The sequence below is a fragment of the Micromonospora inyonensis genome (genome assembly GCF_900091415.1).
Lineage (GTDB): Bacteria > Actinomycetota > Actinomycetes > Mycobacteriales > Micromonosporaceae > Micromonospora > Micromonospora inyonensis.
The window spans coordinates 2,700,224-2,727,022 of sequence record NZ_FMHU01000001.1; the positions used below are offsets into that span (position 1 = coordinate 2,700,224).

The 26,799-nt window shown below is 73.1% G+C and carries 22 protein-coding genes; 14 read left to right on the forward strand and 8 right to left on the reverse strand.

The window, feature by feature from the left end; translation table 11 throughout:
- Positions 1 to 12 precede the first annotated feature (12 nt).
- The 4 genes from mfd (at position 13) to GA0074694_RS12215 (ending at position 7,165) form a co-directional block, all read left to right on the forward strand.
- Positions 13 to 3,690: a transcription-repair coupling factor gene (gene mfd, locus GA0074694_RS12200; protein ID WP_091457170.1), complete on the forward strand. Its 3,678-nt coding sequence runs from the start codon at positions 13 to 15 to the stop codon at positions 3,688 to 3,690.
- A 5-nt stretch (positions 3,691 to 3,695) separates the two neighbouring features.
- Positions 3,696 to 4,421 carry a hypothetical protein gene (locus tag GA0074694_RS12205; protein WP_091459034.1) on the forward strand — a complete coding sequence of 242 codons (726 nt, stop codon included), beginning with the start codon at positions 3,696 to 3,698 and terminating at the stop codon, positions 4,419 to 4,421.
- A gap of 76 nt (positions 4,422 to 4,497) precedes the next feature.
- A complete protein-coding gene (locus GA0074694_RS12210) occupies positions 4,498 to 5,475 on the forward strand; it encodes a nucleoside triphosphate pyrophosphohydrolase (protein WP_091457173.1) in 978 nt (325 codons plus the stop codon).
- Between the two features lie 76 nt (positions 5,476 to 5,551).
- The gene (locus GA0074694_RS12215; protein ID WP_091457177.1) at positions 5,552 to 7,165 is read left to right on the forward strand and encodes a DUF885 domain-containing protein; all 1,614 of its coding nucleotides are present in this window, start codon (positions 5,552 to 5,554) and stop codon (positions 7,163 to 7,165) included.
- 39 nt (positions 7,166 to 7,204) lie between these two features.
- Here the strand turns inward: GA0074694_RS12215 and GA0074694_RS12220 are convergent, their stop codons facing one another.
- The gene (locus GA0074694_RS12220; protein WP_091457181.1) at positions 7,205 to 7,897 is read right to left on the reverse strand and encodes a hypothetical protein; all 693 of its coding nucleotides are present in this window, start codon (positions 7,895 to 7,897) and stop codon (positions 7,205 to 7,207) included.
- A 218-nt stretch (positions 7,898 to 8,115) separates the two neighbouring features.
- Here GA0074694_RS12220 and eno point away from each other — a divergent pair, with 218 nt between their 5' ends.
- The 6 genes from eno to GA0074694_RS12250 all read left to right on the forward strand — a co-directional run bounded on the left by eno (position 8,116) and on the right by GA0074694_RS12250 (position 13,762).
- On the forward strand, positions 8,116 to 9,399 hold the full coding sequence (gene eno, locus GA0074694_RS12225) for a phosphopyruvate hydratase (protein ID WP_091457185.1): 1,284 nt from the start codon (positions 8,116 to 8,118) through the stop codon (positions 9,397 to 9,399).
- Between the two features lie 35 nt (positions 9,400 to 9,434).
- A complete protein-coding gene (locus GA0074694_RS12230) occupies positions 9,435 to 10,073 on the forward strand; it encodes an FtsB family cell division protein (RefSeq protein WP_091457188.1) in 639 nt (212 codons plus the stop codon).
- A 160-nt stretch (positions 10,074 to 10,233) separates the two neighbouring features.
- A complete protein-coding gene (locus GA0074694_RS12235; protein ID WP_091459036.1) occupies positions 10,234 to 10,791 on the forward strand; it encodes a DUF501 domain-containing protein in 558 nt (185 codons plus the stop codon).
- On the forward strand, positions 10,788 to 11,300 hold the full coding sequence (locus tag GA0074694_RS12240) for an amino-acid N-acetyltransferase (protein ID WP_091457192.1): 513 nt from the start codon (positions 10,788 to 10,790) through the stop codon (positions 11,298 to 11,300). Before GA0074694_RS12235 ends, GA0074694_RS12240 begins: the two co-directional genes overlap by 4 nt.
- A gap of 112 nt (positions 11,301 to 11,412) precedes the next feature.
- Positions 11,413 to 12,801, forward strand: coding sequence for a hypothetical protein (locus GA0074694_RS12245; RefSeq protein ID WP_176737881.1), 1,389 nt, complete (start codon positions 11,413 to 11,415; stop codon positions 12,799 to 12,801).
- 22 nt (positions 12,802 to 12,823) lie between these two features.
- Positions 12,824 to 13,762, forward strand: coding sequence for a Ppx/GppA phosphatase family protein (locus GA0074694_RS12250; RefSeq protein WP_091457199.1), 939 nt, complete (start codon positions 12,824 to 12,826; stop codon positions 13,760 to 13,762).
- A gap of 174 nt (positions 13,763 to 13,936) precedes the next feature.
- Here GA0074694_RS12250 and mycP (GA0074694_RS12255) read toward each other — a convergent pair whose 3' ends face one another.
- Positions 13,937 to 15,091 carry a type VII secretion-associated serine protease mycosin gene (gene mycP, locus GA0074694_RS12255; protein WP_091457201.1) on the reverse strand — a complete coding sequence of 385 codons (1,155 nt, stop codon included), beginning with the start codon at positions 15,089 to 15,091 and terminating at the stop codon, positions 13,937 to 13,939.
- A 134-nt stretch (positions 15,092 to 15,225) separates the two neighbouring features.
- Here mycP (GA0074694_RS12255) and mycP (GA0074694_RS12260) point away from each other — a divergent pair, with 134 nt between their 5' ends.
- Positions 15,226 to 16,491 (forward strand): type VII secretion-associated serine protease mycosin, encoded by a 1,266-nt coding sequence (mycP, locus tag GA0074694_RS12260; protein WP_176737882.1) that lies wholly within the window; start codon positions 15,226 to 15,228, stop codon positions 16,489 to 16,491.
- 123 nt (positions 16,492 to 16,614) lie between these two features.
- Here mycP (GA0074694_RS12260) and GA0074694_RS12265 read toward each other — a convergent pair whose 3' ends face one another.
- The 5 genes from GA0074694_RS12265 to GA0074694_RS12285 form a co-directional block, all read right to left on the reverse strand.
- Positions 16,615 to 17,916, reverse strand: a complete 1,302-nt coding sequence (locus GA0074694_RS12265) for a WXG100 family type VII secretion target (RefSeq protein ID WP_141714063.1) — start codon at positions 17,914 to 17,916, stop codon at positions 16,615 to 16,617.
- A 16-nt stretch (positions 17,917 to 17,932) separates the two neighbouring features.
- Entirely contained in the window at positions 17,933 to 18,493 is a 561-nt protein-coding gene (locus tag GA0074694_RS12270; protein WP_091457214.1) for a hypothetical protein, read from the reverse strand.
- A gap of 48 nt (positions 18,494 to 18,541) precedes the next feature.
- Positions 18,542 to 19,966: a S8 family serine peptidase gene (locus GA0074694_RS12275; RefSeq protein WP_218105676.1), complete on the reverse strand. Its 1,425-nt coding sequence runs from the start codon at positions 19,964 to 19,966 to the stop codon at positions 18,542 to 18,544.
- A gap of 80 nt (positions 19,967 to 20,046) precedes the next feature.
- Positions 20,047 to 20,325 carry a WXG100 family type VII secretion target gene (locus tag GA0074694_RS12280; protein WP_091457218.1) on the reverse strand — a complete coding sequence of 93 codons (279 nt, stop codon included), beginning with the start codon at positions 20,323 to 20,325 and terminating at the stop codon, positions 20,047 to 20,049.
- Positions 20,326 to 20,350: 25 nt separating this feature from the next.
- A complete protein-coding gene (locus GA0074694_RS12285) occupies positions 20,351 to 20,659 on the reverse strand; it encodes a WXG100 family type VII secretion target (RefSeq protein ID WP_091457222.1) in 309 nt (102 codons plus the stop codon).
- Between the two features lie 318 nt (positions 20,660 to 20,977).
- Between GA0074694_RS12285 and GA0074694_RS12290 the strand changes: the two genes are divergently transcribed.
- Genes GA0074694_RS12290 through GA0074694_RS12300 form a run of 3 tightly spaced genes read left to right on the forward strand, consistent with a single transcriptional unit; the run spans position 20,978 to position 22,465 of the window.
- Positions 20,978 to 21,283, forward strand: coding sequence for a hypothetical protein (locus GA0074694_RS12290; RefSeq protein WP_091457225.1), 306 nt, complete (start codon positions 20,978 to 20,980; stop codon positions 21,281 to 21,283).
- A gap of 49 nt (positions 21,284 to 21,332) precedes the next feature.
- Positions 21,333 to 22,004, forward strand: coding sequence for a WXG100 family type VII secretion target (locus tag GA0074694_RS12295; protein ID WP_091457229.1), 672 nt, complete (start codon positions 21,333 to 21,335; stop codon positions 22,002 to 22,004).
- A 32-nt stretch (positions 22,005 to 22,036) separates the two neighbouring features.
- Positions 22,037 to 22,465 carry a YbaB/EbfC family nucleoid-associated protein gene (locus tag GA0074694_RS12300; protein ID WP_091457233.1) on the forward strand — a complete coding sequence of 143 codons (429 nt, stop codon included), beginning with the start codon at positions 22,037 to 22,039 and terminating at the stop codon, positions 22,463 to 22,465.
- Positions 22,466 to 22,682: 217 nt separating this feature from the next.
- Here the strand turns inward: GA0074694_RS12300 and eccCa are convergent, their stop codons facing one another.
- Entirely contained in the window at positions 22,683 to 26,639 is a 3,957-nt protein-coding gene (gene eccCa, locus GA0074694_RS12305; RefSeq protein WP_091457237.1) for a type VII secretion protein EccCa, read from the reverse strand.
- Between the last annotated feature and the right edge of the window lie 160 nt (positions 26,640 to 26,799).

Consider the following 26,799-nt stretch of genomic DNA (forward strand, 5'->3'; position numbering starts at 1 on the left):
GAAGTGGTTCACATGCTCACCGGCCTCTTCTCCGCCGCCCTGACCGACCCGGGGCTGGCCCGGGCACGTGACCTGGCGCGCTCCGGGGCCGCGCAGGCCGACGGACTCGACCTCACCGCCCCGCCGGCCCTGCGCCCGTTCGCGGTGGCCGCCGTGGCCGCCGACGCGGCCGGGCCGCAGGGCGGGGCCGGGCGCCCGGTGCTCGCCGTCACCGCCACCACCCGGGAGGCCGACGACCTGGCCGCCGCGCTGGGCAGCCTCCTCCCGTCCACCCAGGTGGCCGTCTTCCCCTCCTGGGAGACGCTGCCGCACGAGCGGCTTTCGCCCCGCTCCGACACGGTCGGCCGCCGGCTGGCGGTGCTGCGCCGGCTCGCCCACCCGGACGCCGTCGACGCGCACGGTGGCAGCGGGCCGTTGCGGGTGGTCGTCGCGCCCGTCCGGTCGCTGCTGCAACCACAGCTCAAGGGCCTCGGCGACCTGGAACCGGTGCAGCTCGCGCCCGGCGGGGAGGCGGATCTGGAGGGCGTCGCCCGGCGGCTCGCCGACCTGGCGTACGCGCGGGTCGACCTGGTCACCAAGCGGGGCGAGTTCGCCGTACGCGGTGGCATCCTCGACGTCTTCCCGCCCACCGACGAGCACCCGTCCCGGGTCGAGTTCTGGGGCGACGAGGTGGAGGAGATCCGTACCTTCGCCGTCGCCGACCAGCGCACCATCGAGGCGTCCCCGCGACTGTGGGCCCCGCCCTGCCGGGAGCTGCTGCTCACGCCGGCGGTGCGGAAGCGGGCCGCCGCCCTGGCGGTCGAGCATCCCGAGCTGGCCGAGATCCTCGACAAGCTGGCCGAGGGCATGCCGGTCGAGGGTATGGAGTCGCTCGCGCCGGAGCTGGTCGGACCCGACTCGATGGAACTGCTGCTGCACTGCATGCCGGCCGGCACGCACGTCCTGCTCTGCGACCCGGAGCGGATCCGCACCCGCGCGCACGACCTGGTGCGTACCTCCGACGAGTTCCTCCAGGCCAGCTGGGCCGCGGCCGCCGTCGGGGGCCGGGCCCCGGTCGACCTCGGCGCCGCCGCCTTCAAGACCCTGGCCGAGGTACGCTCGGCCGCTGCCGCCCTGGGCCAGCCCTGGTGGACGCTGTCGCCGTTCGGCCTGGTCGAGTCCGACGGCGCGCCGGCGCGCCAGCCCTGGGAGGACGAGCCGGCCGAGGTCGACGTCACCCCGGACGACGCCATCGCGGTGACCCTGGCCGCGCAGCCGGCCCCGCTCTACCACGGCGAGACGCCCCGGCTGGTCGACGACCTCAAGCGCTGGGCCGGCGAGGGCTGGTCGATCGCGCTGGTCTTCGAGGGGCACGGCCCCGCCCAGCGGGCCGTCGAGGTGCTCCGGGACGCCGGCCTGGGTGCCCGGCTCACCGAGGAGGTGCCGACCGCCCCCGCCCCGGGTGAGCTGCTGGTCACCTGCGGCTCGCTCAGCCAGGGCTTCGTCGACGAGGCGTCCCGCTTCGTCCTGCTCACCGGCGACGACGTCACCGGTGGCCGGGGCACCTCCACCCGGGACATGCGCAAGCTGCCCAGTAGGCGGCGCAACACCATCGACCCGCTGGAGCTGAAGGCCGGCGACCACGTCGTGCACGAGCAGCACGGCATCGGCCGCTACGTCGAGCTGGTGCAGCGGACGGTCAACGGCGCGTCCCGGGAATACCTGGTCATCGAGTACGCCCCGAGCAAGCGCGGACAGCCCGGCGACCGGCTCTTCGTCCCGACCGACCAGCTCGACCAGCTCTCCCGGTACGTCGGCGGCGAGCAGCCGGCCCTGCACAAGATGGGCGGCGCGGACTGGCAGAAGTCCAAGGCCCGCGCCCGTAAGGCGGTCAAGGAGATCGCCGCACAGCTCATCCAGCTCTACGCCGCCCGCAAGGCGTCCCGGGGGCACGCGTTCGGGCCGGACACCCCGTGGCAGCGGGAGCTGGAGGACGCCTTCCCCTGGCAGGAGACCCCCGACCAGCTCGCCGCCATCGAGGAGGTCAAGCGGGACATGGAGCAGACCGTCCCGATGGACCGGCTGATCTGCGGCGACGTCGGCTACGGCAAGACCGAGATCGCGGTACGGGCGGCGTTCAAGGCGGTGCAGGACGGCAAGCAGGTGGCCGTACTGGTGCCGACCACGCTCCTGGCCCAGCAGCACTACAACACCTTCGCCGAGCGGATGAGCCAGTTCCCGGTCGAGATCCGGCAGCTCTCCCGCTTCCAGACGCCGAAGGAGGCCGAACGGACCATGGAGATGGTCACCGAGGGGAGCGCCGACATCGTGATCGGCACCCACCGGCTGCTCTCCGCGGCGACCCGGTTCAAGTCCCTCGGCCTGGTGATCGTCGACGAGGAGCAGCGGTTCGGCGTCGAGCACAAGGAGCACCTGAAGTCGCTGCGCGCCTCGGTGGACGTGCTCAGCATGTCGGCCACCCCGATCCCGCGGACCCTGGAGATGGCGATCACCGGCATCCGGGAGATGTCCACCATCGCCACGCCCCCGGAGGAGCGGCACCCGGTGCTCACCTTCGTCGGGGCGTTCGACGAGCGGCAGGTGGCCGCCTCGATCCACCGTGAGCTGCTCCGCGACGGTCAGGTGTTCTACCTGCACAACCGGGTCGAGTCGATCGACAAGGCGGCCCGGCGGATCCGGGAGATGGTGCCCGAGGCCCGGGTCGCGGTGGCGCACGGCCAGATGGGCGAGGACGCCCTGGAGAAGGTCATGGTCGGCTTCTGGGAGAAGGAGTTCGACGTCCTGGTCTGCACGACGATCGTGGAGTCCGGCATCGACATCCCGAACGCGAACACGCTGATCGTGGAGCGGGCCGACCTGCTCGGCCTGGCCCAGCTGCACCAGATCCGGGGCCGGGTCGGCCGGGGCCGGGAGCGGGCGTACGCGTACTTCCTCTACCCGCCGGAGAAGCCGCTGACCGAACACGCCCACGAGCGGCTGGCCACCATCGCCCAGCACACCGAACTGGGTGCGGGCATGTACGTGGCGATGAAGGACCTGGAGATCCGGGGCGCGGGCAACCTGCTCGGCGGCGAGCAGTCCGGCCACATCGAGGGGGTCGGCTTCGACCTGTACGTCCGGATGGTCGGCGAGGCGGTGCAGGCGTTCAAGGGCGAGCGCCCGGAGGAGGAGACCGACGTCAAGATCGACCTGCCGGTCGACGCGCACCTGCCGCACGACTACGTCGGCGTGGAGCGGCTGCGCCTGGAGATGTACCGCAAGCTCGCCGAGGCGCGCGACTCCGAGCGGCTGCGTGAGGTGGCCGCCGAGATGACCGACCGGTACGGCGAGCCGCCGGCCCCGGTGCAGAACCTGATCGCGGTGGCGAGGTTCCGGCTGCTGGCCCGCCGCTACGGCCTGACCGACGTCAGCATGCAGGGCAAGCACATCCGGTTCGGCCCGCTGCCGCTGCCCGACTCCAAGCAGCTGCGGCTCAAGCGGTACCACCCGGACTCGGTCTACAAGTCCGCCCTCGACCAGGTCAGCGTCCCGAGGCCCAGCACCCGCCGGGTCGGTGGCGAGCCGCTGCGCGACCAGGCCCTCCTGGAGTGGTGCGCCCAGCTCCTCGCCGATGTCCTCGGCCCCCCGGCCGGCGCGTCCGCCGGCCCGGCGGGGGCGGGCGCGGCCGGGGGGCGGGGCGTGAGAGAGTGACCGTCATGCGTGCTCGCCGTCTTGTCGCCGTCGCCAGCGTGGCGGTCGGCCTCGTCGCCCTCTCCGGTTGTCGTTCCGAGCCCGGGGTCGCCGCCTATGTCGGCGACCAGCGGATCACCGAGGACGCGGTGACCCGCATCCTGGACGAGCTGCGGGACGACGCCGCCGCGTCGACCCCGCAGCGGCCGGCCACGGACCAGCCCGCCGGTCAGCCGGGCGCCCCCGAGCAGCGCCTGCCCGGCCGGAGCGAGGTGGTCAGCACCCTGGTCCTCGGCCAGGTCTGCCAGCGGCTCTCCGCCGACAAGGGCTACCGCCCGCAGAACCAGGTACCGGTCGAGCAGGTCAGCCAGCAGCTCGGCTACCCGACGGACACGACGTACCCGCAGCGGGTGGCGGAGCTCTACACCTGCCTCTCCGGGATGCCGTCCGGGCAGCCGGTCGCGCCGACCGAGCAGGAGATGGTCGACCTGGTCAAGGCGGGCAAGAAGGCCGGTGCCATCCCCGAGGAGGTGACCGTCGAGCAGGCGGCGACCCAGCTCGACGGGCAGCAGCTGCGCAGCGCGTTGGCCACCCGCAACGCGCTCGCCGAGGCGGTCGAGGGGTACGACGTCACGGTCAACCCGCGTTACCGTCCGCTCTCCTTCCCGGTGCTCAGCTTCGCCGGCAACGTCGCGGCGGTCAGCGTGCCGCTGGGCGAGACCGGCTCCGACGCGGTGGCCGACGACGCCTGAGCATGACCGCCGCAACGCGCACGACCGCCGCAACCCGCACGACCGCCGCAACCCGCACGACCGCCCGGAGCAGCCGATGACCGGGCGGATCGTGCTGCTGGTCACCTCGCCCCGGCTGCCGGCCGGGCTGTTGACCGCCGCGGCCTGGGACGTCGTACGCGCGCATCCGGTCCTGACCGGGGCGGAGAGCGAGGCGACCACGGCGCTGCGGACGGCGGGCGCCGAGGTCACCGTGGTCGACGCGGCGGCCACCCCGGCGCTGCTCGACGCGGCGGCCCGGCACGGCACGGTGGTCTGGCTGGCCGGCCCGGCCGGCGACGAGACGCTCGCCCGCGAGTTGGGCCTGCGCCTGGCCCGGGAGCCGGGCCTGGCCGAGTTGGAGCTGATGTACGGCTCGTGGGACCCGCCGGGCGCGCGGCTGCTGGACGCCGTCGAGGTGATGGACCGGCTCGCCTCGCCGGGCGGGGATCCGTGGAAGCGGGCGCAGACCCACCGCAGCCTCTCCGGCTTCCTGCTGGAGGAGTGCTACGAGGCGTACGACGCGATCGTCGCGGGGGACACCGACGCGCTCCGCGAGGAACTGGGTGACGTGCTGCTCCAGGTGGTGCTGCACGCCCGGCTCGCGGAGGAACTGCCCGACGGCGAGCGGTGGAGCATCGACGACGTAGCCGGTGGCCTGGTCGACAAGATGATCCGCCGCAACCCGCACGTCTTCGCCGGGGCCGAGGCGGGCACCCTGGAGGAGATCACCGCCAGCTGGGAGCGGATCAAGCGGGCCGAGAAGGCCCGGGACTCGGTGCTGGACGGCATCGCCATGAGCCAGCCGGCCCTCGCCCTGGCCGCCAAGATCCTGGAGCGCGCCGGGCGGATCGGCCTGGCCGTGCCGCCCGGCGAGCCGGCCGAGAACGCCGACCCGGAGACCCGCCTCGGCGCGGAGCTGCTGCGGATCGTCGCCGAGGCCCGCGCCGCCGGCCTGGACCCGGAGGCCGCCCTCCGCCGCGCCACCCTCGCCCACGCCGCCACCATCCGCGCCGCCGAACCCCCCGCTTCCTGACCGGCGTCATCCCCGAGGCCCCCGGGCGACACCACGTGCGGCAGCGGCCGGGTGGTGGGGCGGCTAGGGTCGGGGGATGTTCACCGAGCGGGCCGAGCGGATCGTCGACGCGTTGCTGGAGAGCCGTCCGGAGCTGGCCTCCGCAGCGGGGGACCACCGCTACGACGACCGGTTGCCCGACTGGTCCGCCGACGCCGTCGCCGCCGACCGGGTGATGCTGCGGGAGGCGGCGCACGCGCTCGCCGAGGTGGACGCGGACTCCCTCCCGGTCGAGGAGTCGGTCGACCACGCCCTGCTCACCGCCCTGGTCGACCGGGAACTCTTCGAGTCGACCGAGATCCGGACGCACGAGTGGGACCCGCTGCGGCACAACCCCGGCCTACTGCTGCACGCCCTGCTGTCCCGCCCGTACGCCCCGGTCGAGGTGCGGCTGACCCACCTGGCCGGGCGGCTGGCGGCCGTACCCGACGCCCTGGCGACCGCGCGCGCGACGCTGCGCGACCTGCCGCGCATCCACGCCGAGACGGCGGTCGGGCAGTTCACCGGTACGGCGGCGCTGGTGCGCCACGAGGTGCCCGCGCTGCTGGCGCAGGCCCCGGCGCTCGGCGACCGGGTGGAACCGACGGCGCGGGCGGCGGTCGCCGCGCTGGCGGAGTTCGCCGACTGGCTGCGGGCCGGGCTGGCCGCCGACGACGGGCCCGGCCCGGACCCCCGGCTCGGCCGCCGTCGCTGGGAGGCCCGGCTCTGGCACACCCTGGACACCGAGCTGCCCGCCGCCGAGGTGCTGCGCCGCGCCTGGGCCAACCTGGAGCGGGTGACCGAGGAGATCCGCGTGGCCGCCGTCGAGCTGGTCGGTGGTCCGGCCGACGACGAGACGGTACGCCGGGCGCTGGACCTGCTCGCCGCCGAGCACCCGGACGACCACACCATCGTCGACCTGGCCTCGGTCACGCTCGACGAGGCCACCGACTTCGTCCGGGCGCACGACCTGGTCTCCCTGGTCGACGACCCGTGCGTGATCCAGGAGATGCCGGAGTTCGCCCGGGGCGTGGCGGTGGCGTACTGCGACTCGCCCGGCGGGCTGGAGACGGCGGACCTGCCTACGTTCTACTGCATCGCGCCGACCCCGGCGGACTGGCCGGCGCACCGGGTGGCGTCGTTCTACCGCGAGTACAACGACCACATGATCCGCAACCTGACCGTGCACGAGGCGATGCCCGGACACTTCCTCCAGCTCGCCCACGCGCGGCGGTACGCCGGCACCACCCGGGTACGGGCATTGGCCCGCTCCGGGCCGTTCGTCGAGGGCTGGGCGGTCTACGCCGAGGAGCTGATGGCCACCGCCGGCTTCGGTGGCCTGCCGGTGCGCTTGCAGCAGCTCAAGATGCAGCTGCGGATGACCATCAACGCGCTGCTCGACCAGTTGACACACTGCGAGGAGCTGCCCGAGGCCGAGGCGATGGCGCTGATGACCGGCCGGGGCTTCCAGGAGGAGGGGGAGGCGGCCGGCAAGTGGCGGCGGGCGCTGCTCACCTCGACGCAGCTCTCGACGTACTTCGTCGGCTACGCCGAGATCGCGGAGATCGGCGCGGCCCGTCCGGCGCAGGTGCCGGTACGGTGGTGGCACGACGCGATGCTCGCCCACGACTGCCCGCCCCCGCGCCACCTGCGCACCCTGCTCGGGGTGTGAGGCGCACGCCGTACCGCCGGCACCGGACCGTACGAAGCGTCAGGCCTTGCCGGGGCGGCGGTCGACCACGCCCGCGCCGGGCGGCAGGTCGAAGGCGGCGCCGTCGACGGAGTCGCGGATGCTGCTCAAGGCCAGCTCGGTCGGCTTGCCGTCGACCGCGCCGGTGAAACTGCCGAGCACACCGTCGCTGGTCACGCACGCGGTGAACGGGGACACCTCGGCGGAGCGGACGTCGACGCAGGTGGCCGGGTGCCCGGCCAGCGTGGTGTCGCTCTGCTCGATCACCGCGTCCGGGTCGAGGGCGGCGGTGGTCAGCAGCCCCATGACCGCCGGCGGGGTGACCATGCCCTGCCGCTCGGCCTCGGTGTAGACGGCGACCGAGGGACGGCTGGCCGGGGTCGGCGGCAGGGTGAGGGTGCACACCGGCTTGCCGGTGGTCTGGCAGGTGGCGAGGGACTCGGCGTTGACGCTGATCTTGCCACCGGGGTACGTGTAGGCGGTGCGGACCGGGTCCTGGGACTGGGCGATCGACACGGTGCGACCGCCGGGAAGCTGGTACTCGGCGGAGTAGGTCAACTCGTGCGCGCTGTCCAGCCGGGCGGCCAGTTCGTTGACGAGGTCGCCCCGGCCGATCACGCGTCCGGTGTCGTCGAGGGCCTGGCAACCCGTGACGGTGAACGACGCGATGACCGGTACGGCGAGCACGCGAAGAACAGTCGAGGCGGCGGGCATGATGCTCAGCCTTGCCGATCGGGTCCACCGATCGCAAACCGGTTGCCGGTTGAGTCGTGAGAATCCGGGAATGTCCGTCGGAACCGCCACCGGTGGTACACGGGCGACGCGGTGCCCACGAGCGTCGCCCGATACGCTGCGTTCAACGTCTGCCTCAGCCGCACCGTCGCGGCCTTACCGGACCGGACACTCTCACACGAACAACGAGGAGCGACTCAGTGGCAACCATCGAGGGAATCGTCGCCCGGGAGATTCTCGACTCGCGGGGCAACCCGACCGTCGAGGTCGAGGTCGGCCTGGACGACGGCACGGTGGCCCGCGCCGCGGTGCCCTCCGGCGCCTCCACCGGCGCCTTCGAGGCGATCGAGCTGCGCGACGGTGACTCCGACCGCTACCTGGGCAAGGGTGTCGAGAAGGCGGTCGCGAACATCGAGGACAAGATCGTCGACCAGCTCGTCGGCTACGAGGCCAGCGAGCAGCGGCTGATCGACCAGAAGATGCTGGACATCGACGGCACGGACAACAAGTCCGAGCTGGGCGCGAACGCCATCCTCGGCGTCTCGCTCGCGGTGGCCAAGGCGGCGGCCGGCAGCGCCGAGCTGAGCCTCTTCCGCTACCTGGGCGGCCCGAACGCGCACCTGCTGCCGGTGCCGATGATGAACATCCTCAACGGTGGCGCGCACGCCGACTCGAACGTCGACGTCCAGGAGTTCATGATCGCCCCGATCGGGGCGCCCAGCTTCCGTGAGGCGGTGCGCTCGGGCGCGGAGGTCTACCACGCGCTCAAGTCCGTGCTCAAGAAGCAGGGCCTCTCCACCGGCCTCGGCGACGAGGGCGGCTTCGCGCCGAACCTGCCCACCAACGCCGCCGCGCTGGACCTGATCGCCGAGGCGGTCGAGAAGGCCGGCTACCGGCTCGGCACCGACATCGTCTTCGCCCTGGACGTGGCCGCGACGGAGTTCTTCGACAACGGCACCTACACCTTCGAGGGCTCGCCGAAGAGCGCCGAGGAGATGAGCAACTACTACACCAAGCTCGCCGGTGACTACCCGATCGTGTCGATCGAGGACCCGCTGGCCGAGGACGACTGGACCGGCTGGGCCACCCTGACCGCCGCGCTCGGCGACCGGGTCCAGATCGTCGGCGACGACCTGTTCGTCACCAACCCGCAGCGCATCGCCCGGGGCATCGCCGAGAAGGCGGCGAACGCGGTGCTCGTGAAGGTCAACCAGATCGGCTCGCTCACCGAGACCCTCGACGCGGTGGACCTGGCCCACCGGGCCGGTTTCCGGTGCATGATGAGCCACCGCTCCGGCGAGACCGAGGACACCACCATCGCCGACCTGGCGGTGGCCACCGGCTGCGGCCAGATCAAGACCGGTGCCCCGGCCCGCTCGGACCGGGTGGCGAAGTACAACCAGCTCCTCCGGATCGAGGAGGAGCTGGCGGACGCGGCGCGGTACGCCGGTGCGGGTGCCTTCCCGCGCTACCGTTCCGCCTGACGGGCGCTGGTGCGTCGGGGAGGGGTGTGACGACGATGCAGCCGCGCCGCACACCGGGCGGGCAGCGCCCCGTCCGCCGGCCGGGTCATCCCGGCCGGCCCGGTGGGGCCCGCGTGCGGACCACCAGCCGGGACGGCGTCCGCGCCGAGTCGCGTGGCACCGCCGGTCGCGCTCCGGGCGCCGCCCGGGGTGCCGAGGGCGTACGCTCCGCGAGCCGCCCCGCGGCGGCCCGCCGGACGGCCGCCGGTGGCACCGTCAAGCGGCTCACCGCACCCCGTCCCCGACGCTTCACCGGGCGGGCCACCGTGCTCTTCGCGGTGCTCATCGCGCTCGCCCTCGGCTACACCTACCCGGTCCGGGTCTACCTCGACCAGCAGGCCGACATCGAGCGGATGGAGGCCGCCCAGGCCGCCCAGCGGGAGCTGATCGAGGAGCTCTCCGTCAAGGCGGCCAAGTGGCAGGACCCGGCCTACATCGAGACCCAGGCCCGGGAGCGGTTCTTCATGGGCCGCCCCGGCGAGACGCTGGTGGTGGTGCTCAAGGGCCAGGCCCCGGCCGACCAGGGGACCGGTCCGCTGCCACCCCGCTCCGAGCGTCCGCGCAGCGACGACCCGTGGTACGACACCCTCTGGTCGAGCATCGAGGCGGCCAACGCCGAGCGCCCCGACAAGTGAGCCCGGGGTGGACCCGACCACCGGACGGGGCGAGCACCCGGACACCGCCGAACGCCCGGACGGGTGAATTCGGGACGCCGGTTGGACGACCCACGACACCGGGTACGGCCTCGACCTGGTCGTCCGGACGACCGAACAGCACCGACGAGAGATGACGACCGTGACACTCGCACCCCCGCCGGAGCCGGCGGCGGACTCCGTACCCCCGCCGAAGCGGGAGCCGGCGACCGGGGCCGACCTGGCAGCGGTGGCCGCCCAGCTCGGACGCCCGCCCCGGGGCACCCGCGCGGTGGCCCACCGCTGCCCGTGCGGCCTGCCCGACGTGGTGGAGACCACCCCCCGGCTCGCCGACGGCACCCCGTTCCCGACCCTGTTCTACCTGACCTGTCCCCGGGCCACGGCCGCGTGCAGCCGGCTGGAGTCGGCCGGGCTGATGAAGGAGATGGCCGAGCGGCTCGCCACCGACCCGGAGCTGGCCGCCCGCTACCGGGCCGCCCACGAGGACTACCTCGCCCGGCGGGAGGCGATCGGCCAGGTGCCGGAGATCGCCGGCATCTCCGCCGGGGGCATGCCGGGACGGGTGAAGTGCCTGCACGTGCACCTCGGGCACGCGCTCGGCGCGGGGCCGGGGGTGAACCCGTTCGGCGACGAGACGTTGGCGCTGGTGGAACGGTGGTGGGCCGCCGGGCCGTGCGTGGACGTGCCGGCGGACGAATGAGCAGCGCGGAGTTCGCCGTCCGGCGGGCGCGTACGTCGGACGTACGGGGCATCCGCCGCCTGGTGGACACGTACACCGACGATCGGCGGCTGCTCAGCAAGGCCACCGTCACCCTCTACGAGGACGTGCAGGAGTTCCGGGTCGCCGAACGGGTCACCGACGGCACCGTGGTGGGCTGCGGCGCGCTGCACGTGATGTGGGAGGACCTGGCCGAGATCCGGACGGTCGCGGTGGACCCGGCGTGCCGGGGCCAGCGGCTCGGCCACCGGATCGTCGCCGACCTGATCGACGGAGCCCGCGAGCTGGGCGTGGGACGGATCTTCGTGCTGACCTTCGAGACCCGGTTCTTCGGCTCGTTCGGGTTCGAGGCGATCGACGGCGCGCCGGTCCCGCAGCCGGTCTACGAGCAGCTGCTGCGCTCGTACGACGAGGGTGTGGCGGAGTTCCTCGACCTGGAACGGGTCAAGCCGAACACCCTCGGCAACACCCGGATGCTGCTGCGCCTCTGACCGCCCCTGACCGCCTTGGGTGGTAGCAGGGGTCCCCTGTTACCGCATTTTGTCGAGCAGGGGTCCCCTGCAAACACCCCGACGCTTGACCAGCACAGGCACCCTGGTCCGCATGATCGTCCTTCGTCGGCTGGCCGGGCTGGTCGGGGCACTGGTGAGTTTGGTCGCCCTGGTCGGGGTGGTCCGCCTGGTCGCGCCGGCCACGGCAGGGGGTGGCGAGCCGCCCGGAGTGGCCCGGCAACTGGCCTTCCTGCGGGCCGCCCTCGACGACGGCGCGGGCGAGGACGCCCAGACGCTCTTCCCCGAGGGGTACTTCTTCGCGCACGTCCTCTACGGACTCGCCTGGGTGGAGCTGGGCATGCGCGAGCCCGCGCGCCGGGAGGAGTCTTCGCGGGAGGCCCGCTGGGCGCTGGCCCGGCTGGAGTCGCCCGCCGGGGTGGCTCCGTTCGACCCGGCGCTCACCCCGCCGTACGGGGTGTTCCACCAGGGCTGGACGAACTGGCTGCGCGGCGGGGTGCTCGCCCTGCGCCCGGCGGAGGGTCGCGACCCGGCCGAGGTGCGCCGCTTCGCCGAGACGTCCGCCGCGCTCGGCGCGGCCTTCGACGCGTCGACCACGCCGTACCTGACCGCCTATCCGCAGCAGGCGTGGCCGGTGGACTCCACCGTGGCGGTGGCCTCGCTACGGCTGCACGACACGCTGCTGCCGCCCCGCTTCCAGGGCACCATCGACCGGTGGCTCGACGGGGTCCGGCAGCGGCTGGACCCGCGTACCGGACTGATGCCGCACCGGGTCGACCCGGTCACCGGCGTGCCGGCCGAGGTGGCCCGGGGAACCTCGCAGAGCGTCATCCACCGGTTCCTGCCCGAGATCGACCCGGTCTTCGCCCGCCAGCAGTACCGGGTGTTCCGGGACCGCTACCTGGCCACGCCGCTCGGGCTGGGCCCGGCGGTGCGGGAGTACCCGGAGGGACTGGACGGTCCGGGGGACGTCGACTCGGGTCCGCTGCTGCTCGGGGTGAGCCTCTCGGCCACCGTGGTCACCCTGGGGGCGGCGCAGCGGCACGGCGACCACCGGCTCGCCGGGGCGCTGGCGAACTACGGCGAGCTGGCCGGGGTGCCGGTGCAGACCCCGTGGACGAAGCGGTACGCCCTCGGGGCGATGCCGATCGGGGACGCCTTCCTGGCCTGGGGCAAGACCGCCTACCCGTGGATGCCGGACACCACGTCCCAGCCGACACTGTCGGCCGGTGTCCCGTTCTGGTGGCCGCTGCCGCTGCTGTCCCTGCTGGTCGCGGTGGGCGTCGTGCCGTGGCTGCCGGTCCTGCTGCTCCGGTGGCGACGCCGACGGACCGGTACGCCGGCCGCCTCGGCGGGCCCGCCGCCGACCCGGACCGGCCCGCCGCCGACCCGGACCGGCCCGCCGGCCGCCGGGGCCGGCCCGCCGCCGAACCCGCCGCCCACCCCGGCCGGGCCGTCGGCACCGGTCCGGCCGCTGCCGTAGGGTTGCTGCCGTGACGACGCGCGTGGCGGCCATCGACTGCGGCACCAACTCGATCCGACTCCTGATCGCCGACCTGCCGGACGCTTCGGCAGGCCCGACGGCACCCCTGACCGACATCAGCCGGCGGCTCGAGATCGTCCGGCTCGGTCAGGGCGTGGACCAGACCGGCCGGCTCGCCCCCGAGGCGATCGAGCGGACTCGCGTCGCGCTGGCCGGGTACGCGGCGGAGATCGAGAAGCAGGGCGTGGACCGGGTGCGGATGTGCGCCACCTCCGCCTCCCGGGACGCCTCGAACGCCGCCGACTTCCGGGCCATGGTGGAACGGACCCTCGGCGTCGCACCGGAGGTGGTCACCGGCGACGAGGAGGCCCGGCTCTCCTTCACCGGCGCGGTGCGTGGGCTGCCGACCGACGCCGAAGCGCCGTATCTGGTGGTCGACATCGGTGGCGGATCCACCGAGTTCGTCCTCGGCACCCGTGAGGACGGCGTCGAGGCGGCGATCTCGGTGGACATCGGCTGCGTCCGGATGACCGAGCGGCACCTGCACGGCGACCCGCCGACCCCGGCGGAGGTGGCCGCCGCCGAGGCGGACGTCGCGGCGGCGGTGGACCGCGCGCTCACCGTCGTGCCGGGGCGGCGGGCCGCCACCCTGGTCGGGCTCGCCGGTTCGGTCACCACCGTGGTCGCCATCGCTCAGGGCCTGCACGAGTACGATCCGGAGCGGATCCACCACGCCCGGGTGTCGTACGAGACGGTGGCCGGGGTGACCGCCGACCTGCTCGGCAGGACGCGCGCCCAGCGGCTGGAGATCCCGGTGATGCACCCGGGCCGGGCGGACGTGATCGGGGCCGGCGCCCTGGTGCTCCGCGTGATCATGGAACGCGCCGGTATGTCCGCGCTGGTCGCCAGCGAGCACGACATCCTCGACGGCATCGCCTGGAGCATGCTGCCCGGTTGCTAGAGGCTTCCGGCCTGTCAGGCGAATCCTGGCAGGCCGGACGGTGTCCGTGTGGATTTGCGGAAGGGAAACGGCCCGTCGGCGTCGGCAGCTCCCGGCGGCGTTCGTCAACCGGTGCACCGGGGTCCAGCGAAGTGGACCCGACCCTGCGCGGTCGTGTCCGATCGGGCCGTTCGCCTAGTGGCTGGTGGGACGGTTGCTCCGGCGGACCACCAGCAGCACGACGACCAGCACCGCCAGGGCCGCCACCACCAGCAGCCCGATCACGACCGGGACGAGCGGCCTGAGGTCGAGGCCGCCGCTCTCCTGCGCCGCGGTCTCCTCCGACGCTGCCGTCGGCACCGCCCCCAGCGGGTTCGCGTCGACCGGGGGCACGTCGGCGGTCAGCGCCCGGACCAGGTCGAGCCTGCCGAAGCCGTATCGGTCGTCCCGACCGGGCGGCCCGGCGTCCCGGGCGGTGGACACCAACCGGTTGACCACGTCCGCCGCGCTCGCCTCGGGATAGCGCGCCCGGATCAGCGCCGCCGCCCCGGCCACCAGCGGCGCCGCCGCGCTCGTACCGTCCACGGTGACGTAGCCGCCCTCGGTCAGGTCCGACCACCGGCCGGCGGTGGTGGAGACGTCCACCCCGGGGGCGGTGATGGCGATCTGCTCGCCCCGGGTCGCGCCCGACCACGGCTCGCCGTCCCGGCCGGTGGCACCGACCGCGATCACACCGGGAAGTCGAGCCGGATAGAGCACCCCGGTGTCTCCCTGCTCGGCGTTGCCTGCGGCGGCGACCACCACGACGTCCTTCGACTGCGCGTACCGCACCGCCTCGGTGAGGGCGGAGCTGGTCGTGGGGCCGCCGTTGGAGATGTTGACGACCTTTGCGCCGTGGTCGACCGCGTACCGGATGCCCTCCGGCAGGTTGCTGCCGGCGAAGGTGTTCGTCGCGACGGTCACCGGCAGGATCCTCGCCCCCGGGGCGATGCCCAGGGCACGACCGCGGCCGCCGCCCCGCGCGGCGATCAGCCCCGCCACCCCGGTCCCGTGGTTGCGTTCGTCGACCTTGCCCTTGTCGTCCCGGCCGATCAGCCGCGTGCCGTCGAGGACCCGGCCGGCCAGGTCGGGGTGCTCCGCGTACACCCCGGTGTCGATGACCGCGACGGTGACGCCCTCACCGGTGGAGATCCGGTGTGCCTCGCCGACCCGCAGCGCGTCCAGGTGCCACTGCCGCTCCAGCGGGGGCACCGCGGCCCCGGCGGACACCGGCGTCCCGAGGGCGGTCAGCGCGAGCCCGGCCGCGACGGCCAGGACTCTCCGGCACAGGGCCGACAGCCGCGCACTCATTCGTGTCTCCTCATCGATCGGCACGCCTGGTCGCCGGTGACCCTATCGGACGGTGACCGGATCGCTCCGCCCCCGACGCGTGCCCCGGCCGCCCGACCGCCCGGCCCGGGGGCCACCTCGGTAACCTGGCTCCCGTGCACGGACGCTCCGGGAACCGCCGCCCGCTCCGGGCGGGTGCCACCCGAGGACCGGCCCGGTGGCGGGCGGTGCTCTGCGGTGCCGTGGTCGCGCTGCTGGCGACCCTCGTCGTACCCCCGACTCCCGGTCGCGCCGCGCCCAAGTGCGGCCCGTCCGGCGAACGCGCGCCCACGACGACGCCCTGGCCGCTACGGCGGTTGGAACCGGGGGCAGCCTGGCGGATGACCCGTGGCAGCGGCGTCCTGGTCGCCGTCATCGACTCCGGTGTCTCGGCCACCCATCCGGCCCTGCGGGGGCGGGTCCGCGACGGCCGCGACTTCAGCGGCCTGCCGCAGCACGCCGGGCAGTGCGACCTGGCCGGCCACGGGACCATGGTGGCGGGCATCATCGCCGGCCGGGCGGAGGCCGGGACGCCCTTCACCGGCATCGCGCCGTCCGCCCGGATTCTGCCGCTGCGCGTGCTGCCGGACACCCGGCGCACCAACGACGAGAGCCTGCCCGGCCAGATCGCCCAGGCCATCCGGTACGCGGTCGACAACGATGCCGAGGTCATCAACCTCTCGCTGGAGACCCTGCCCACCCCGCAACTGGCCGCCGCTGTCGAGTACGCCCTGGACAACCGGGTCGTGGTGGTGGCCGCCGCCGGCAACCAGCAGCAGCAACGGGACGAGCCCGCCTATCCGGCCGGCTACCCCGGAGTGATCGCCGTCGCCGGCGTCGACGAGCAGGGGGGCCACGTCGGCACCTCGATCAGCGGCGACTACGTCGACATCGCCGCGCCCGGGCACAACATCGTCGCCCCGGCACCCGGCGGTAGCGGGTGGCTCACCGAGCCCGAGGGGGGCACCAGTTTCGCGGCAGCGTACGTCTCCGGGGTGGCCGCACTGGTCCGCGCGGCGCACCCCGAACTCAGCCCGGCGCAGGTCGCCAGCCGGCTGGCCCGTACCGCGGACGCCCCGCCGGAGGGGCGCAACGACCAGGTCGGGCACGGAGTGGTCAACCCGTACCGGGCGGTCAGCAACCTGCTCGGCACGCGCAGCGATCCGCCGCTGGGGGCGATGGCCGAACCGACGCCGGTGACCGACCCGTGGGCGCGGGAACGGGTCGTGGCGATCTGGGCTGCCGCGATCGGCGCGCTCCTCGCCGTCGTCCTGCTGGTCTCCCGGCCGGTCGTCCGGTCGGGCCGGCGGCGGGGCTGGCGGCCCGGCCGGAGGCCACTGGAAGCGCCGGACGACGCGGCCCCCGAACCGACGAGGCCCTGAGCCCGGCGCCTCACGCGCAGCCTGCCCACCCGCCGCCTCCGGGCGCCTTCCGCTCTACCGCCGGGTGTTTGCAGGGGCCCCCTGCTCCGCAGAATGCGGTAACAAGGGACCCCTGCTACCACCTCAGCGCAGGATGCCCGGCAGGCTGTCGCCGTCCGCGCCCCAGACGTCCTCGTCCTCGTCGAGCCAGGTGCTCCGGGTGGCATCGTCCTCCCCGTAGCCGGCACCGGCACCGCCGACCAGGCCACCCCGGCCCCCAGCGCCCCGCGCCCCGGTGGCCGTCGCACCGGTACCCCGGCCTCCACCGGCGCCCCGGCCACCCGCGCCACCGGCCCCGCCGAGCATGCCGGGCGCCATGCCCCCGCCCAGGCGACCGCCCGCCCCGAGCTTTCCACCGGCGCCCCGGCCGCCGCCCTTGCCCGCGCCAGCGGCACTGCCACCCATCATCGGCGGCATCATCGTCGCGACGGGACGGCCGAGCGCGCCGCCACCGGGAATCGATCCCGAGCCGGCTCCACCGCCGAGACCGCCCCCGCCGCCCAGGCCGGCCGTGCTCGGCAGACCTCCACCACCGACACCGGTCGTCGGACCGGCGCTGGCCAGCCCGGAACCGTACTGCTCCTCGTCGACGTCGACCGTGCCGGGCGGGGACTGGTCGAGGTCGGGCGTGGTCGTGTCGGGCAGGTTGTGGTCGGGATCCCGGTCGAGGTGCGGGTTGGGCGTGGACAGGTCGGGGTTCGTGGGCGTCCCGACGTCCGGCGTGCCGGGCGGCCGGCCCGTGCCGGGACCGCCGGGCAGCGAGGGTACCGAACCCGCGCCCCCTCCACCGCCGCCGGTGTTCAGGTTCGGGGTTTCCAGGTTGGGGTTCCGCTGTGTCGGGAGCGCGCTCGTCTCGCCCGGCATGGTGCCGGCCTGGCCCTGGTACTGGTTGTTGACCCGCTCGTAGACCTGGGCGGCCTCGTCGGTGCGGTCGTTGAGCCAGTCGGCCAGCCCGGCGATCGGATCCAGCAGGCCGAGGAAGTCCGGGGCCACCTTCGCCTCGAAGAAGCCGACACCGATGGTGAGGTGCCCGTTGCGGGCCTCCAGCACGTCGTTGACGCACGAAGCCGGGATCGGGAACTCCCGCTGCGCCTCGGTCAGCCGGTCCGCGGCGGCGTTCAGGGAGTGGACGATGCCGTCGCCCTCCTCGGCATCGTCGATCAGTTGCCCGGTGGTCTTGGCGACCCCGTCGATGTGCGTCTTGAACGCGTCGAACGCCGGCCCCTTCCAGACCGCCCCCAGGTCCGCGGTGTTCTTCTCCAGGCTCTCCTTGACGCTGCGCAGGTTCTTCAGCAGTTCCGTCCACCCGAGGGCGGCGCTGGCCACGTCACCGGGCCGGCCGTCGATGACGACCTGCTGGCACATCTCTTCCCAACTGACACCCATCAGGCCCGCTCCCGCCCTAGCTCTCGCCGCCGGAGGCGGCGTCCGCGAAGATCTGTCTGATCTGCTCGGCGGTCATCTCGTTGGCCCGCTCCGCCGTCTGGTAGTTCTCCTTGACCTTCCGCAGCACCTCGACCGCGTCCTCCAGCCGGTTGGCCAGGTCGAGCACTCCCGACTCGGTGCCGGTGTAGAGGTTGGCGTGCTTCTGGGTCAACCGGCCCGCCCAGGTGAAACCCCCCAGTGGGCTCTTCTGGACTCCGCTCACGCCGGACGGCATGCCCGTGGCGGCGGCCGCACCGGCGCCACCCATCAGGTCCTGGATGTCGGCCATGCCGTGGTAGAGCCGGCGCAGGTAGGAGGCGTGCGACTCCAGCCACCGGATCGCGCCGTCCAGGCTGGACGCGTCCCACTCGGTCTTGACGCCGGCCTCGTTCGGGCCGGCGACCAGGTCCGACGGCGTCTCGGCGCGGTTGACGTTGTCCATACCGAAGCCGTTGATGCTGACCGGAAGGGTCGGCGACAGCGGGATGCGCGGGGTGTCCACCTCGACCTGATCCGGCTGTGAAGTTCTGTCAGTCATCCGTGTCCTCCCCGTTGGCTGTCGTGTCGTCCCGCTCGGCCGTGGACGCTAGCGGTCCACGTCGGTGCGCGGTGGTGCGGCCTGGGCCGGGGGCACCGGCCCGGCGGGCGGCTGAGCCGAACCGGGCACCGGCGCGGCGTGCGGGTGGGCGGTGGGGGGTGCCGGCGGGTACCTCGGGTGCTGGCCGGACGGCGGGTGCCACGACGGACCGGCCGGTGGCCAGTCAGCGTGCGGCGGCGGACCGGCCGGTGGCCAGCCAGCGGGCGGCGGCGGACCGGGCGGACCGGCAGCGGTCCGTCGCCGCGCGGACCGGCGGGCCAGCACGATGAGGACGATCACACCGACGACCACCGCCAGGCAGAGGCCGACCTGGAGCGCCGCGCCGGCCTTGTTCGTCACGCTGAAGCCGTAGATGCCCCGCTCGTCCGCCTCGCCGGTGGATGCTTCCGCCGGGTCGGCCGTCGCCGGTGCCACCAGCGGGTTGCCGCGTACCGCCGGCACCGTGCCACTGAGCGCGGCCACCGGGTCCACGGCACCGAAGCCGTAGAGGTCGTCCCGGCCCGGCCGGCCCTCGTCCTCGGCGGTCCGGATCAACCGGTTGACCACATTGGCCGCGTCGAGATCCGGGTAGCGGGACCGCACCAGCGCGGCCACCCCGGAGACGATGGCGGCGGAGTCGCTGGTGCCACTGGTCAGTCCGTAGCCGTTCTTCGAGACCGCGTACGGGCGGGGGCTGATGATCCGCTCCTGCGGGGCGGCCAGCACCACCTCGGCACCCCGGACCGATCCGTCGAAGAGCACACCGCTGCGGGCGAGACCGGAGACCGCGACCACGCCGGGGATGTTGGCCGGTGACGTGACGGCGGTGTCACCCTGCTCCCGGTTGCCGGCCGAGGCGACCACGACGACGTCCTTGTCCAGGGCGTAGCGGATCGCGTCGAGTTCGGCGCGGTCGGGTCGGCCGGGGGTACCGAGGGACAGGTTGACGACGTCCGCGCCGTTGTCCACCGCCCAGCGGATCGCCGTGGGCAGCTCGCCCGGATCGAACCGCGCCCCGACCGACACCGGCAGGATCTTCGCCGCCGGGGCGATGCCCAGGAGGCGGTCGGTGCCCCCGCCACGGCCGGCGATCAGACCCGCCATGCCGGTACCGTGCCCGATCCGGTTGGCGTCCCGGCGGCCGTCGGCGGCGGCGTCACCGCCGATCCCGTGGCCCGGCAGGACCTGGCCGCGCAGGTCCGGGTGGGAGGCGTCCACCCCACCGTCGACAACCGCGACGGTGACGCCGCTGCCCTTGCTCAGTTTGTGCGCCTGGGCAATCCGCAGGGTGTCCAGGTACCACTGATGCCCGCGGACGGTCTCGGCGTGGGCCGCCGGGGGAGTGGCCAGCACGCCGGTGCCGGTGGCGACCAGTACGGCCAGCAGCCCCGCTGCGGCCCGCCGGCCCGCGCGGACGCCGTCTCTCCTACGCATCGTTCTCCCCGGACGCCGACCACCCGACACAGTGCGGCTCCGGCCGGTCGGACCGGACCGGAGCCGCGCTGGCGATTATCTCAGTGCCACATCTTCGAGTTGCTCATCTCGGTGGACACGTAGTTCTCGCGGGCGATGCCCACCGCCCCGCCGATGTCGTTCAGGATCTTGTTGATATCCCGGACGGCGGTGTCCCACTGGGTCTGGTGCTGCTCGTAGGAGACCCGGTCCTCACCGTCCCACTGGAGCTTGCTGAGCATCTGCCGGAGCGTGTCCAGCTTCTCGTCGATGGTTCGCGAGATGGTCTGCATCTGCGCGTTGCTGGCCTCGAGGACCGCGTAGTCAACCTTGATCGTCACGATGTACCCCTCTGCGGTCGCCTGGTCACGGGTTGAGGGCAGCGTGGAACTTGTCCAGCATCTGCTGCTGCTCTTCGTCGTTCACCTGGTGCGTGGTGCCCGACTTGTCGAGCAGGTCGGCGATGTTGTCCATCGCCGTCAGCAGCTTGCTGGTGTCCTCGTTCCACCGCTGCATCAGCTGCTGGAAACCCGTCGACGCCCCGCCCTTCCAGGCCATGGCCAGGTCGTCGACGACGTTCCACAGCTTCTTCAGCTCACCGTCGACCTCGCTGCGCGTGGAGCGCACGTCACTCGCGGCGGTATGCAGGGTCGCAGCTTCGACCTCGAACGCCATGTCACACCCTTCCGTCTTCTGTGGCGGCTTGACGCGCCGCGTCTCCCCCCGCGGTAGAGCGGTCACACCCCACCGACGGACACTTCCGCCCAGACGGTAACCCACGGAGTCCACGCGGTGTAGCCCGGAACGCCCCTGTTCACTACGGTCGGGAGCCGGGTTGGTCGCTCGGTGACCGGGTCCGGACCGTACGTGTCCATTCGGGGCGGAGGTCAGGGGCGACCATCGTCCGCAGGTCACGGGGAATGCGTCGAGGAGTGTCTTTGCTACAGTTCGCCCCGTGCCGCCCGCAGGCCGTCGACGAAGGAGCGACCCCGGATGACCAGCAAGCACATCTCGTCCGAAGCGATCGAGGCGATCCGGGAGCACATGCGCAGGAACGCCCTCTCCGGTCCAAACGGTGTCGACGCGATCAAGGCGAAGCTCGCGGACACCGAGATCGGTTTCCCGCACTTCGGCGTCATCGGCATTCCGCTCGCCATGGCGTACGGCGACGCCCGGGAGAAGGCCTCGACGGCGCTGAACGAGATCCGCGAGACCGTCGACGACTACCTCGACGAACTGGCGACGGCCCGGGACACCTGGATCAGGGCCGAGAACGCGAACACGGTCGTGACCACGTGACGGGGCGACCGGTCCTGACGAAGCAGCAGAGTGAGACGGGGAGCCGAGCATGGTCAGCGTCGTCAATGCCGTGATGTTCGCGGCCGTGAAGACAGCGGTCGAGGCGAACGCGAAGATCGCGAAGACCGCGGTCATCGCCGTGATCGCCGTGGGCACCATGGCGGCGAATCCGAACGACATGTCCGACGCGGCAGCCAGCTGGAAGGAGATCGCGAACGACCTCGGCACGTTCGCCACCCACCTGGACAACGCGCTCGGCAAGGGTGACGACTGGACGGCCGACGACAAGGACGCGTTCGCCGACTCGCTGACCAACTTCAAGGGCGAGATCGAGCAGTTCCGCACCGCCGCCAGCGACATCGCCAGCACGTTGGACACCGTCTCCAACGCGTACATGGTCTCGTTCGTGGCCCTGCTGGCCTTCGCCGGTGCCTGCCTGGTCATCCTGATCGGACTGGTGGTGCTGCTGTTCATCCCGTACACCTCGGCCGCCGCCCGGGTGATGATCGAGATGGTCGGGTTGACCCTGGCCGCGCTCTCCGCCAAGGTCGCCGTCCTGCTCGGTGGTCTGATCACGGCCGTCGCGGCCATGCTGGCCGCCGTCGCCTACGGCAAGATCAACCTGGACTCCAAGAGCGGCAGCATCCCCACCGCGCCGGACTTCGAGCAGATCCGCATCGACTACGAGGCGCCCCGGCGCTTCGAGGTCCAGGGCGGCTGACCGTACCCGCCACGACATCGAAAGAGCCTGTGATGAACACCCCGAACGTGGACGACCTGGAGCGCATCCTGCGCGACAGCGAGCAGCGGATGCAACAGCTGTCCGAGGTGGAGACGTTGCTGGCCGAGGTCACCAGCAGATACGACACCGAGGACGGAATGGTGTCGGTCGAGCTGGGGGCGGACGGCACGCTCCGTCAGCTGGAAATCAACTCGCGGGCGATGCGACTGGACTCCTACACCCTCGCCGAGCTGATCACCGAGGCGTTCAACGGTGCCCAGCGGGGTGTGCAGGAGGCGGTCGCCAAGGCCATGTCCGACACGCTGGGCACCTCCGACCTGGGTGACGTGCTCGGCGAGGCGCGGGACATCCGCAAGAACATGGACGGCATGCTGGAGGCCGTGTCGCGTTCGGTCAACGACGCGATCGTGCAGGCCAGCCGGTTCAACAGCCGCCGCTGAGCGGCCGGAAGGGGCACCCGTGGGCGACCTGCTGTTCCTGGCGATGTGGATCCTGCTGTTCATGGGGCTGGTGCTGCTCGGCGTGTGGTGGGTCCAGAGGGACCGGAAGCGCCGGTAGCAGCCCCGGCCGGCGGGACCGACGGTCACCCGCCGGAACCGCGCCCGTGGTTCGTCAGACCGAGAGGGCCCGCCGACCGGCGGGCCCTCTCGGCGTATGTCACGGTTCGCACCAGGCGGTCTGGATCAGCTGCTGACCGTCGCGCCGACGCACCAGCGTGCCCCGGCCGGGCGGCTGCGGGCTCGGGCGCAGCGTTCCGAAGACGGCCCCCTCCTCCCGGTTGCCGGACATCAGCAGGCCCGGCGAGTCCAGCTCGCGCAGGCGTTGCAGGACCGGCTCGTAGAGGGCCCGCGCGACCCCGCCGGCCCGTCGGGTGACGATCAGGTGCAGGCCGATGTCGCGGGCCTGCGGCAGCAGCTCGTGCAGCGCGCTGAGCGGGTTGTTGCCGCCGGAGGCGACCAGGTCGTAGTCGTCGACCAGGATGTACAGGTCCGGTCCCTTCCACCAGCTCCGGTCGCGCAGTTGGGCGGTGGTGACGTCCGCGCCGGGCAGCCGGTTCTGCAGTGCGCTCCGGATCGACCCGAGCCCTTGGGCGAACACCTGGTTGGACGGGGCGAACTCGAGCAGGTGGTCGCCCTCGACGGCACCCAGCAGACCCCGGCGGTAGTCGGCGATGACCAGTCGGGCCTCGGCCGGGGTGTACCGCTCGACGATGCCCCGGGCGATCAGCCGCAGCAGGTTCGTCTTGCCGCACTCGACGTCACCGAAGACGGTCAGGTGCGGCTCGCTCGCCAGGTCCAGGTAGACCGGGGCCAGCGCCGACTCGTTGACCCCGATCGGCACGCCGGGCGCGGAACGGTCCACGACCCGGGCCAGCTCGGTCACCGGCAGCTTGCGGGGGAGCAGCCGGACCTTCGGCGCGGGCGCTCCTGGCCAGGCCGCCGCCACCTGCTCGGCCAGGGCGACCGACGCCTCGGTCAGGTCGTCGATCGCGTTCCGGCCGTCGATCCGGGACACCGCGGCGAGGAACTGCAACTTGGTGGGGGTCAGGCCCCGTCCGGGGGACTTCGGCGGCACGTTGACCGCCGCCCGCCGGTCGATCTCGGACTCGGTCGGGTCACCGAGCCGCAGCTCCAGCTTGGTGCCGAGCAGGTCCCGCATGTTGATGCGGATCTCCGCCCAGCGGGCCGCGGTGAGCACCACGTGGATGCCGAACCCGAGCCCCCGGCCGGCGAGGTTGGTGATGGTCTGCTCCAGCTCCTCGTACTCCTGGCGCAGCGTGTGCCATCCGTCGACGACCAGGAAGACGTCGCCGAACGGGTCGTCGGCGAACTCACCGGCCGCCCGGCGGCGCCGGTAGCTGGCCACCGAGTCGATGCCGTGCTGGGCGAACCGGGCCTCCCGTTCGTCGATGATGGTGACCACCTCGGCGACCGTACGGCGGACCGCCTCGACGTCCCGGCGTCGCGCCACGCCCGCCATGTGCGGCAGCCGTTCCAGGCTGCGCAGCGCTCCACCACCGAAGTCGAGGCAGAAGAACTGCACCTCGCGTGGGGTGTGGCTGAGCGCCAGCGACGCCAGCATGGACCGCAGCATGGTGCTCTTGCCGCTCAGCGGCGCACCCACGATCACCACGTTGCCGCCCGAGCCGGCCAGCTCCACCATCATCGCGTCCCGGCGCTGCTCGTACGGCCGGTCCACCACACCGACCGGCACGGTGAGCTGCCCGCGTCCGGTCCACCCGGGCACCGTCAACCCCAACCTCGGGTCCACGGTCAGCGTGCCGTACAGCTCGCCCAGGCTGGGCGGTGCCCCCAGCGGCGGCAGCCACACCTGGTGCGCCGGGGTGCCCTGCCCCCGGAGCCGCTCGGTGATCACGTCGAGCATGGTGGTCACCTTGCCCGACTCGGCCGGCTCCTCCGGCCCGGTGGCCTCCACCGGGGTCTCGATCCGCTGGACCGGGACGAAGTCCACCCCGTACGGCACGACGCTGCGCTGGAGGGCGGCCTGCGAGGTGCCGCTCCGGCGGCCGGGGGCACGGTACGGGCCGGACACGTAGGCGGCCCGGAACCGCAGCATGGTGGCGGTGTCCGACTTCAGGTAGCCGTGGCCGGGCGCGCTGGGCAGCTCGTAGGCGTCGGGCACACCGAGCACGATCCGGCTCTCCACCGCCGAGAAGGTCCGCAGGCCGATCCGGTACGACAGGTGCGTGTCCAGGCCGCGCAGCTTCCCCTCCTCCAGCCGCTGGCTGGCCAGGAGCAGGTGGACGCCGAGCGAGCGGCCGAGCCGGCCGATCATCACGAACAGGTCGATGAAGTCAGGCTTGGCGGCGAGTAGTTCGCTGAACTCGTCGCAGATGATCATCAGGCTGGGCATCGGCTCCAGCGGTTCGCCGGCGGCCCGCGCCTTCTCGTACTCGTACCGGGAGATGTAGTTGCCCGCCGCGCGCAGCACCTCCTGCCGCCGGTTCATCTCGCCGGCGAGCGCGTCGCGCATCCGGTCGACCAGCGTCAACTCGTCGGCGAGGTTGGTGATCACGGCGCTGGTGTGCGGCAGGACGTCCAGGGAGGCGAACGTGGCGCCACCCTTGAAGTCGACCAGGACGAAGTTCAGCTCCTCCGACGAGTGGGTGACCGCCAGGCCGGCGACCACCGTCCGCAGCAGCTCGCTCTTGCCGGAGCCGGTGGCGCCGATGACCAGGCCGTGCGGGCCCATGCCCTCGTGCGCCGACTCCTTGAAGTCGATCTCGACCACGTTGCCCTCGGGGCCCACCCCGAGCGGGATGCGCAGCCGCTCGCGGTGCGACCGGGGACGCCACGTCTGCCGGACGTCCACGCCGGCGGCGTCCCCGATGCCCAACAGGTCCGGCAGCTCCATGCTGCGGGCCAGTGGCTCCTCGCTGACCGTCTGCCGGGACAGCCGGTAGGGCGCGATCTGCCGGGCCAGCCCCTCCGCGGCGACCTCGCCGAGCTGGTCCGGTCGGCCCAGCCGGGAGGTGGACTTCCCCTGGACCAGGTCCAACCCGGAGCCGTCGGTGACGTCCAGGCAGATCAGCCAGCGGCCGACGTCGCGGGGCACCGCGCCGGAGAGGTCGACGACGGTGGTGCCGAGCAGCCCCATTCCGATGAGCTGGCAGGTCGCCGGGACCTCGCCGCCGTCCAGGACCACCACGACGTGCGGCCCGTTGGTGAACGGCTTCGCCTCCCGGCTGAACCTCGGGCGGCTGGCCAGCTCGTTGGACAGGGCCTGCTCCGCCTCGGCGAGGCTGGTGAAGACCAGCCGCCGCGGGCCGGCCGCGTCGGCCCGAGCGTGATGCTGCGCGTGCGGCAGCCACTTCACCCAGTCCCAGGTCGGGTGCCGGTCAGGTGCCGCGACCACCGCCAGGATCAGGTCGTCGGGGGCGTGGAAGGTGGCGAGCTGGCCCAGCACCGCCCGGGTCAGCCCGAGCACCGCCTCACGCTCACCGCGCAACGCCACCCGGCTGAACGACCGTACCGACAGCGCGGTGGGCAGATCCGGCACGGTGGAGTGGGTACGGACGAACCGGCGCAGCGCGATCGCGCTCATCGGCTCCAGGTCCTCCACCGGCTTGGTCTCCGGGGGCACGATCTGTACCGCCAGCCGCTGCGGCCCGGTGGCGATCCGCGCCTCGCCGAAGTCGTCCTCGGTGGTCCGGCGCTCCCACAACCGGCGCGACGCCGCGATCGACCAGAGGGCGTCCGGCTCCGGATGCCGCCACCGCATGGCGGCCCGCTGCTGCTCCGCCGCGCGCCGGGTCTTGCGGCGCACCTGGGTGAGATACCGCATGTAGTCGCGCCGCTCGGCGTTCAGCTCGGCCTTGTCGTTGCCGCCGTTGCCCATCGAGCCGAGGAACATGCCGAGCATCGACACGCCGAACAGACCACCCGCGATCCAGGTCATCGTTCCGCCGGACCGCCCGGCGTAGAGGAACGCCATCGCACCGACGCCGCAGAGCATCGGCAGGATCATCAGCAACTGGCCCAGGCCGCGGGGCGTCTGCTCCGGCAGCTCCGGTGGGGACTCCAGGAGCACTTCACCGCGCGGCAGGGTCGGGCCGGCCTTTCGCGGAGGGCGTCGGAAGACCACCGTGCTCACGTCGTAACTCCCCCGATCGCGCATGACGTCCGGCTACCCGGGACGGGACACGTCAGGTGGCATCGTACGTGCCGGTCCCCGTAGGTAATCTCCCCTGGGCATGGTGCGGGGAGGCGGTGACGTCCCTCGGTCACCGCCGGTTACGAGCGAGTGCGAGGAG

Bases quoted from the DNA above. Each gene is read 5' to 3' on its own strand.
- mfd (WP_091457170.1), top strand. From the start codon at position 13: ATGCTCACCGGCCTCTTCTCCGCCGCCCTGACCGACCCGGGGCTGGCC.
- GA0074694_RS12205 (WP_091459034.1), top strand. From the start codon at position 3,696: ATGCGTGCTCGCCGTCTTGTCGCCGTCGCCAGCGTGGCGGTCGGCCTC.
- GA0074694_RS12210 (WP_091457173.1), top strand. From the start codon at position 4,498: ATGACCGGGCGGATCGTGCTGCTGGTCACCTCGCCCCGGCTGCCGGCC.
- GA0074694_RS12215 (WP_091457177.1), top strand. From the start codon at position 5,552: ATGTTCACCGAGCGGGCCGAGCGGATCGTCGACGCGTTGCTGGAGAGC.
- GA0074694_RS12220 (WP_091457181.1), bottom strand. From the start codon at position 7,897: ATGCCCGCCGCCTCGACTGTTCTTCGCGTGCTCGCCGTACCGGTCATC.
- GA0074694_RS12230 (WP_091457188.1), top strand. From the start codon at position 9,435: ATGCAGCCGCGCCGCACACCGGGCGGGCAGCGCCCCGTCCGCCGGCCG.
- GA0074694_RS12240 (WP_091457192.1), top strand. From the start codon at position 10,788: ATGAGCAGCGCGGAGTTCGCCGTCCGGCGGGCGCGTACGTCGGACGTA.
- GA0074694_RS12245 (WP_176737881.1), top strand. From the start codon at position 11,413: ATGATCGTCCTTCGTCGGCTGGCCGGGCTGGTCGGGGCACTGGTGAGT.
- mycP (WP_091457201.1), bottom strand. From the start codon at position 15,091: ATGAGTGCGCGGCTGTCGGCCCTGTGCCGGAGAGTCCTGGCCGTCGCG.
- GA0074694_RS12265 (WP_141714063.1), bottom strand. From the start codon at position 17,916: ATGGGTGTCAGTTGGGAAGAGATGTGCCAGCAGGTCGTCATCGACGGC.
- GA0074694_RS12270 (WP_091457214.1), bottom strand. From the start codon at position 18,493: ATGACTGACAGAACTTCACAGCCGGATCAGGTCGAGGTGGACACCCCG.
- GA0074694_RS12275 (WP_218105676.1), bottom strand. From the start codon at position 19,966: ATGCGTAGGAGAGACGGCGTCCGCGCGGGCCGGCGGGCCGCAGCGGGG.
- GA0074694_RS12285 (WP_091457222.1), bottom strand. From the start codon at position 20,659: ATGGCGTTCGAGGTCGAAGCTGCGACCCTGCATACCGCCGCGAGTGAC.
- GA0074694_RS12290 (WP_091457225.1), top strand. From the start codon at position 20,978: ATGACCAGCAAGCACATCTCGTCCGAAGCGATCGAGGCGATCCGGGAG.
- GA0074694_RS12295 (WP_091457229.1), top strand. From the start codon at position 21,333: ATGGTCAGCGTCGTCAATGCCGTGATGTTCGCGGCCGTGAAGACAGCG.
- GA0074694_RS12300 (WP_091457233.1), top strand. From the start codon at position 22,037: ATGAACACCCCGAACGTGGACGACCTGGAGCGCATCCTGCGCGACAGC.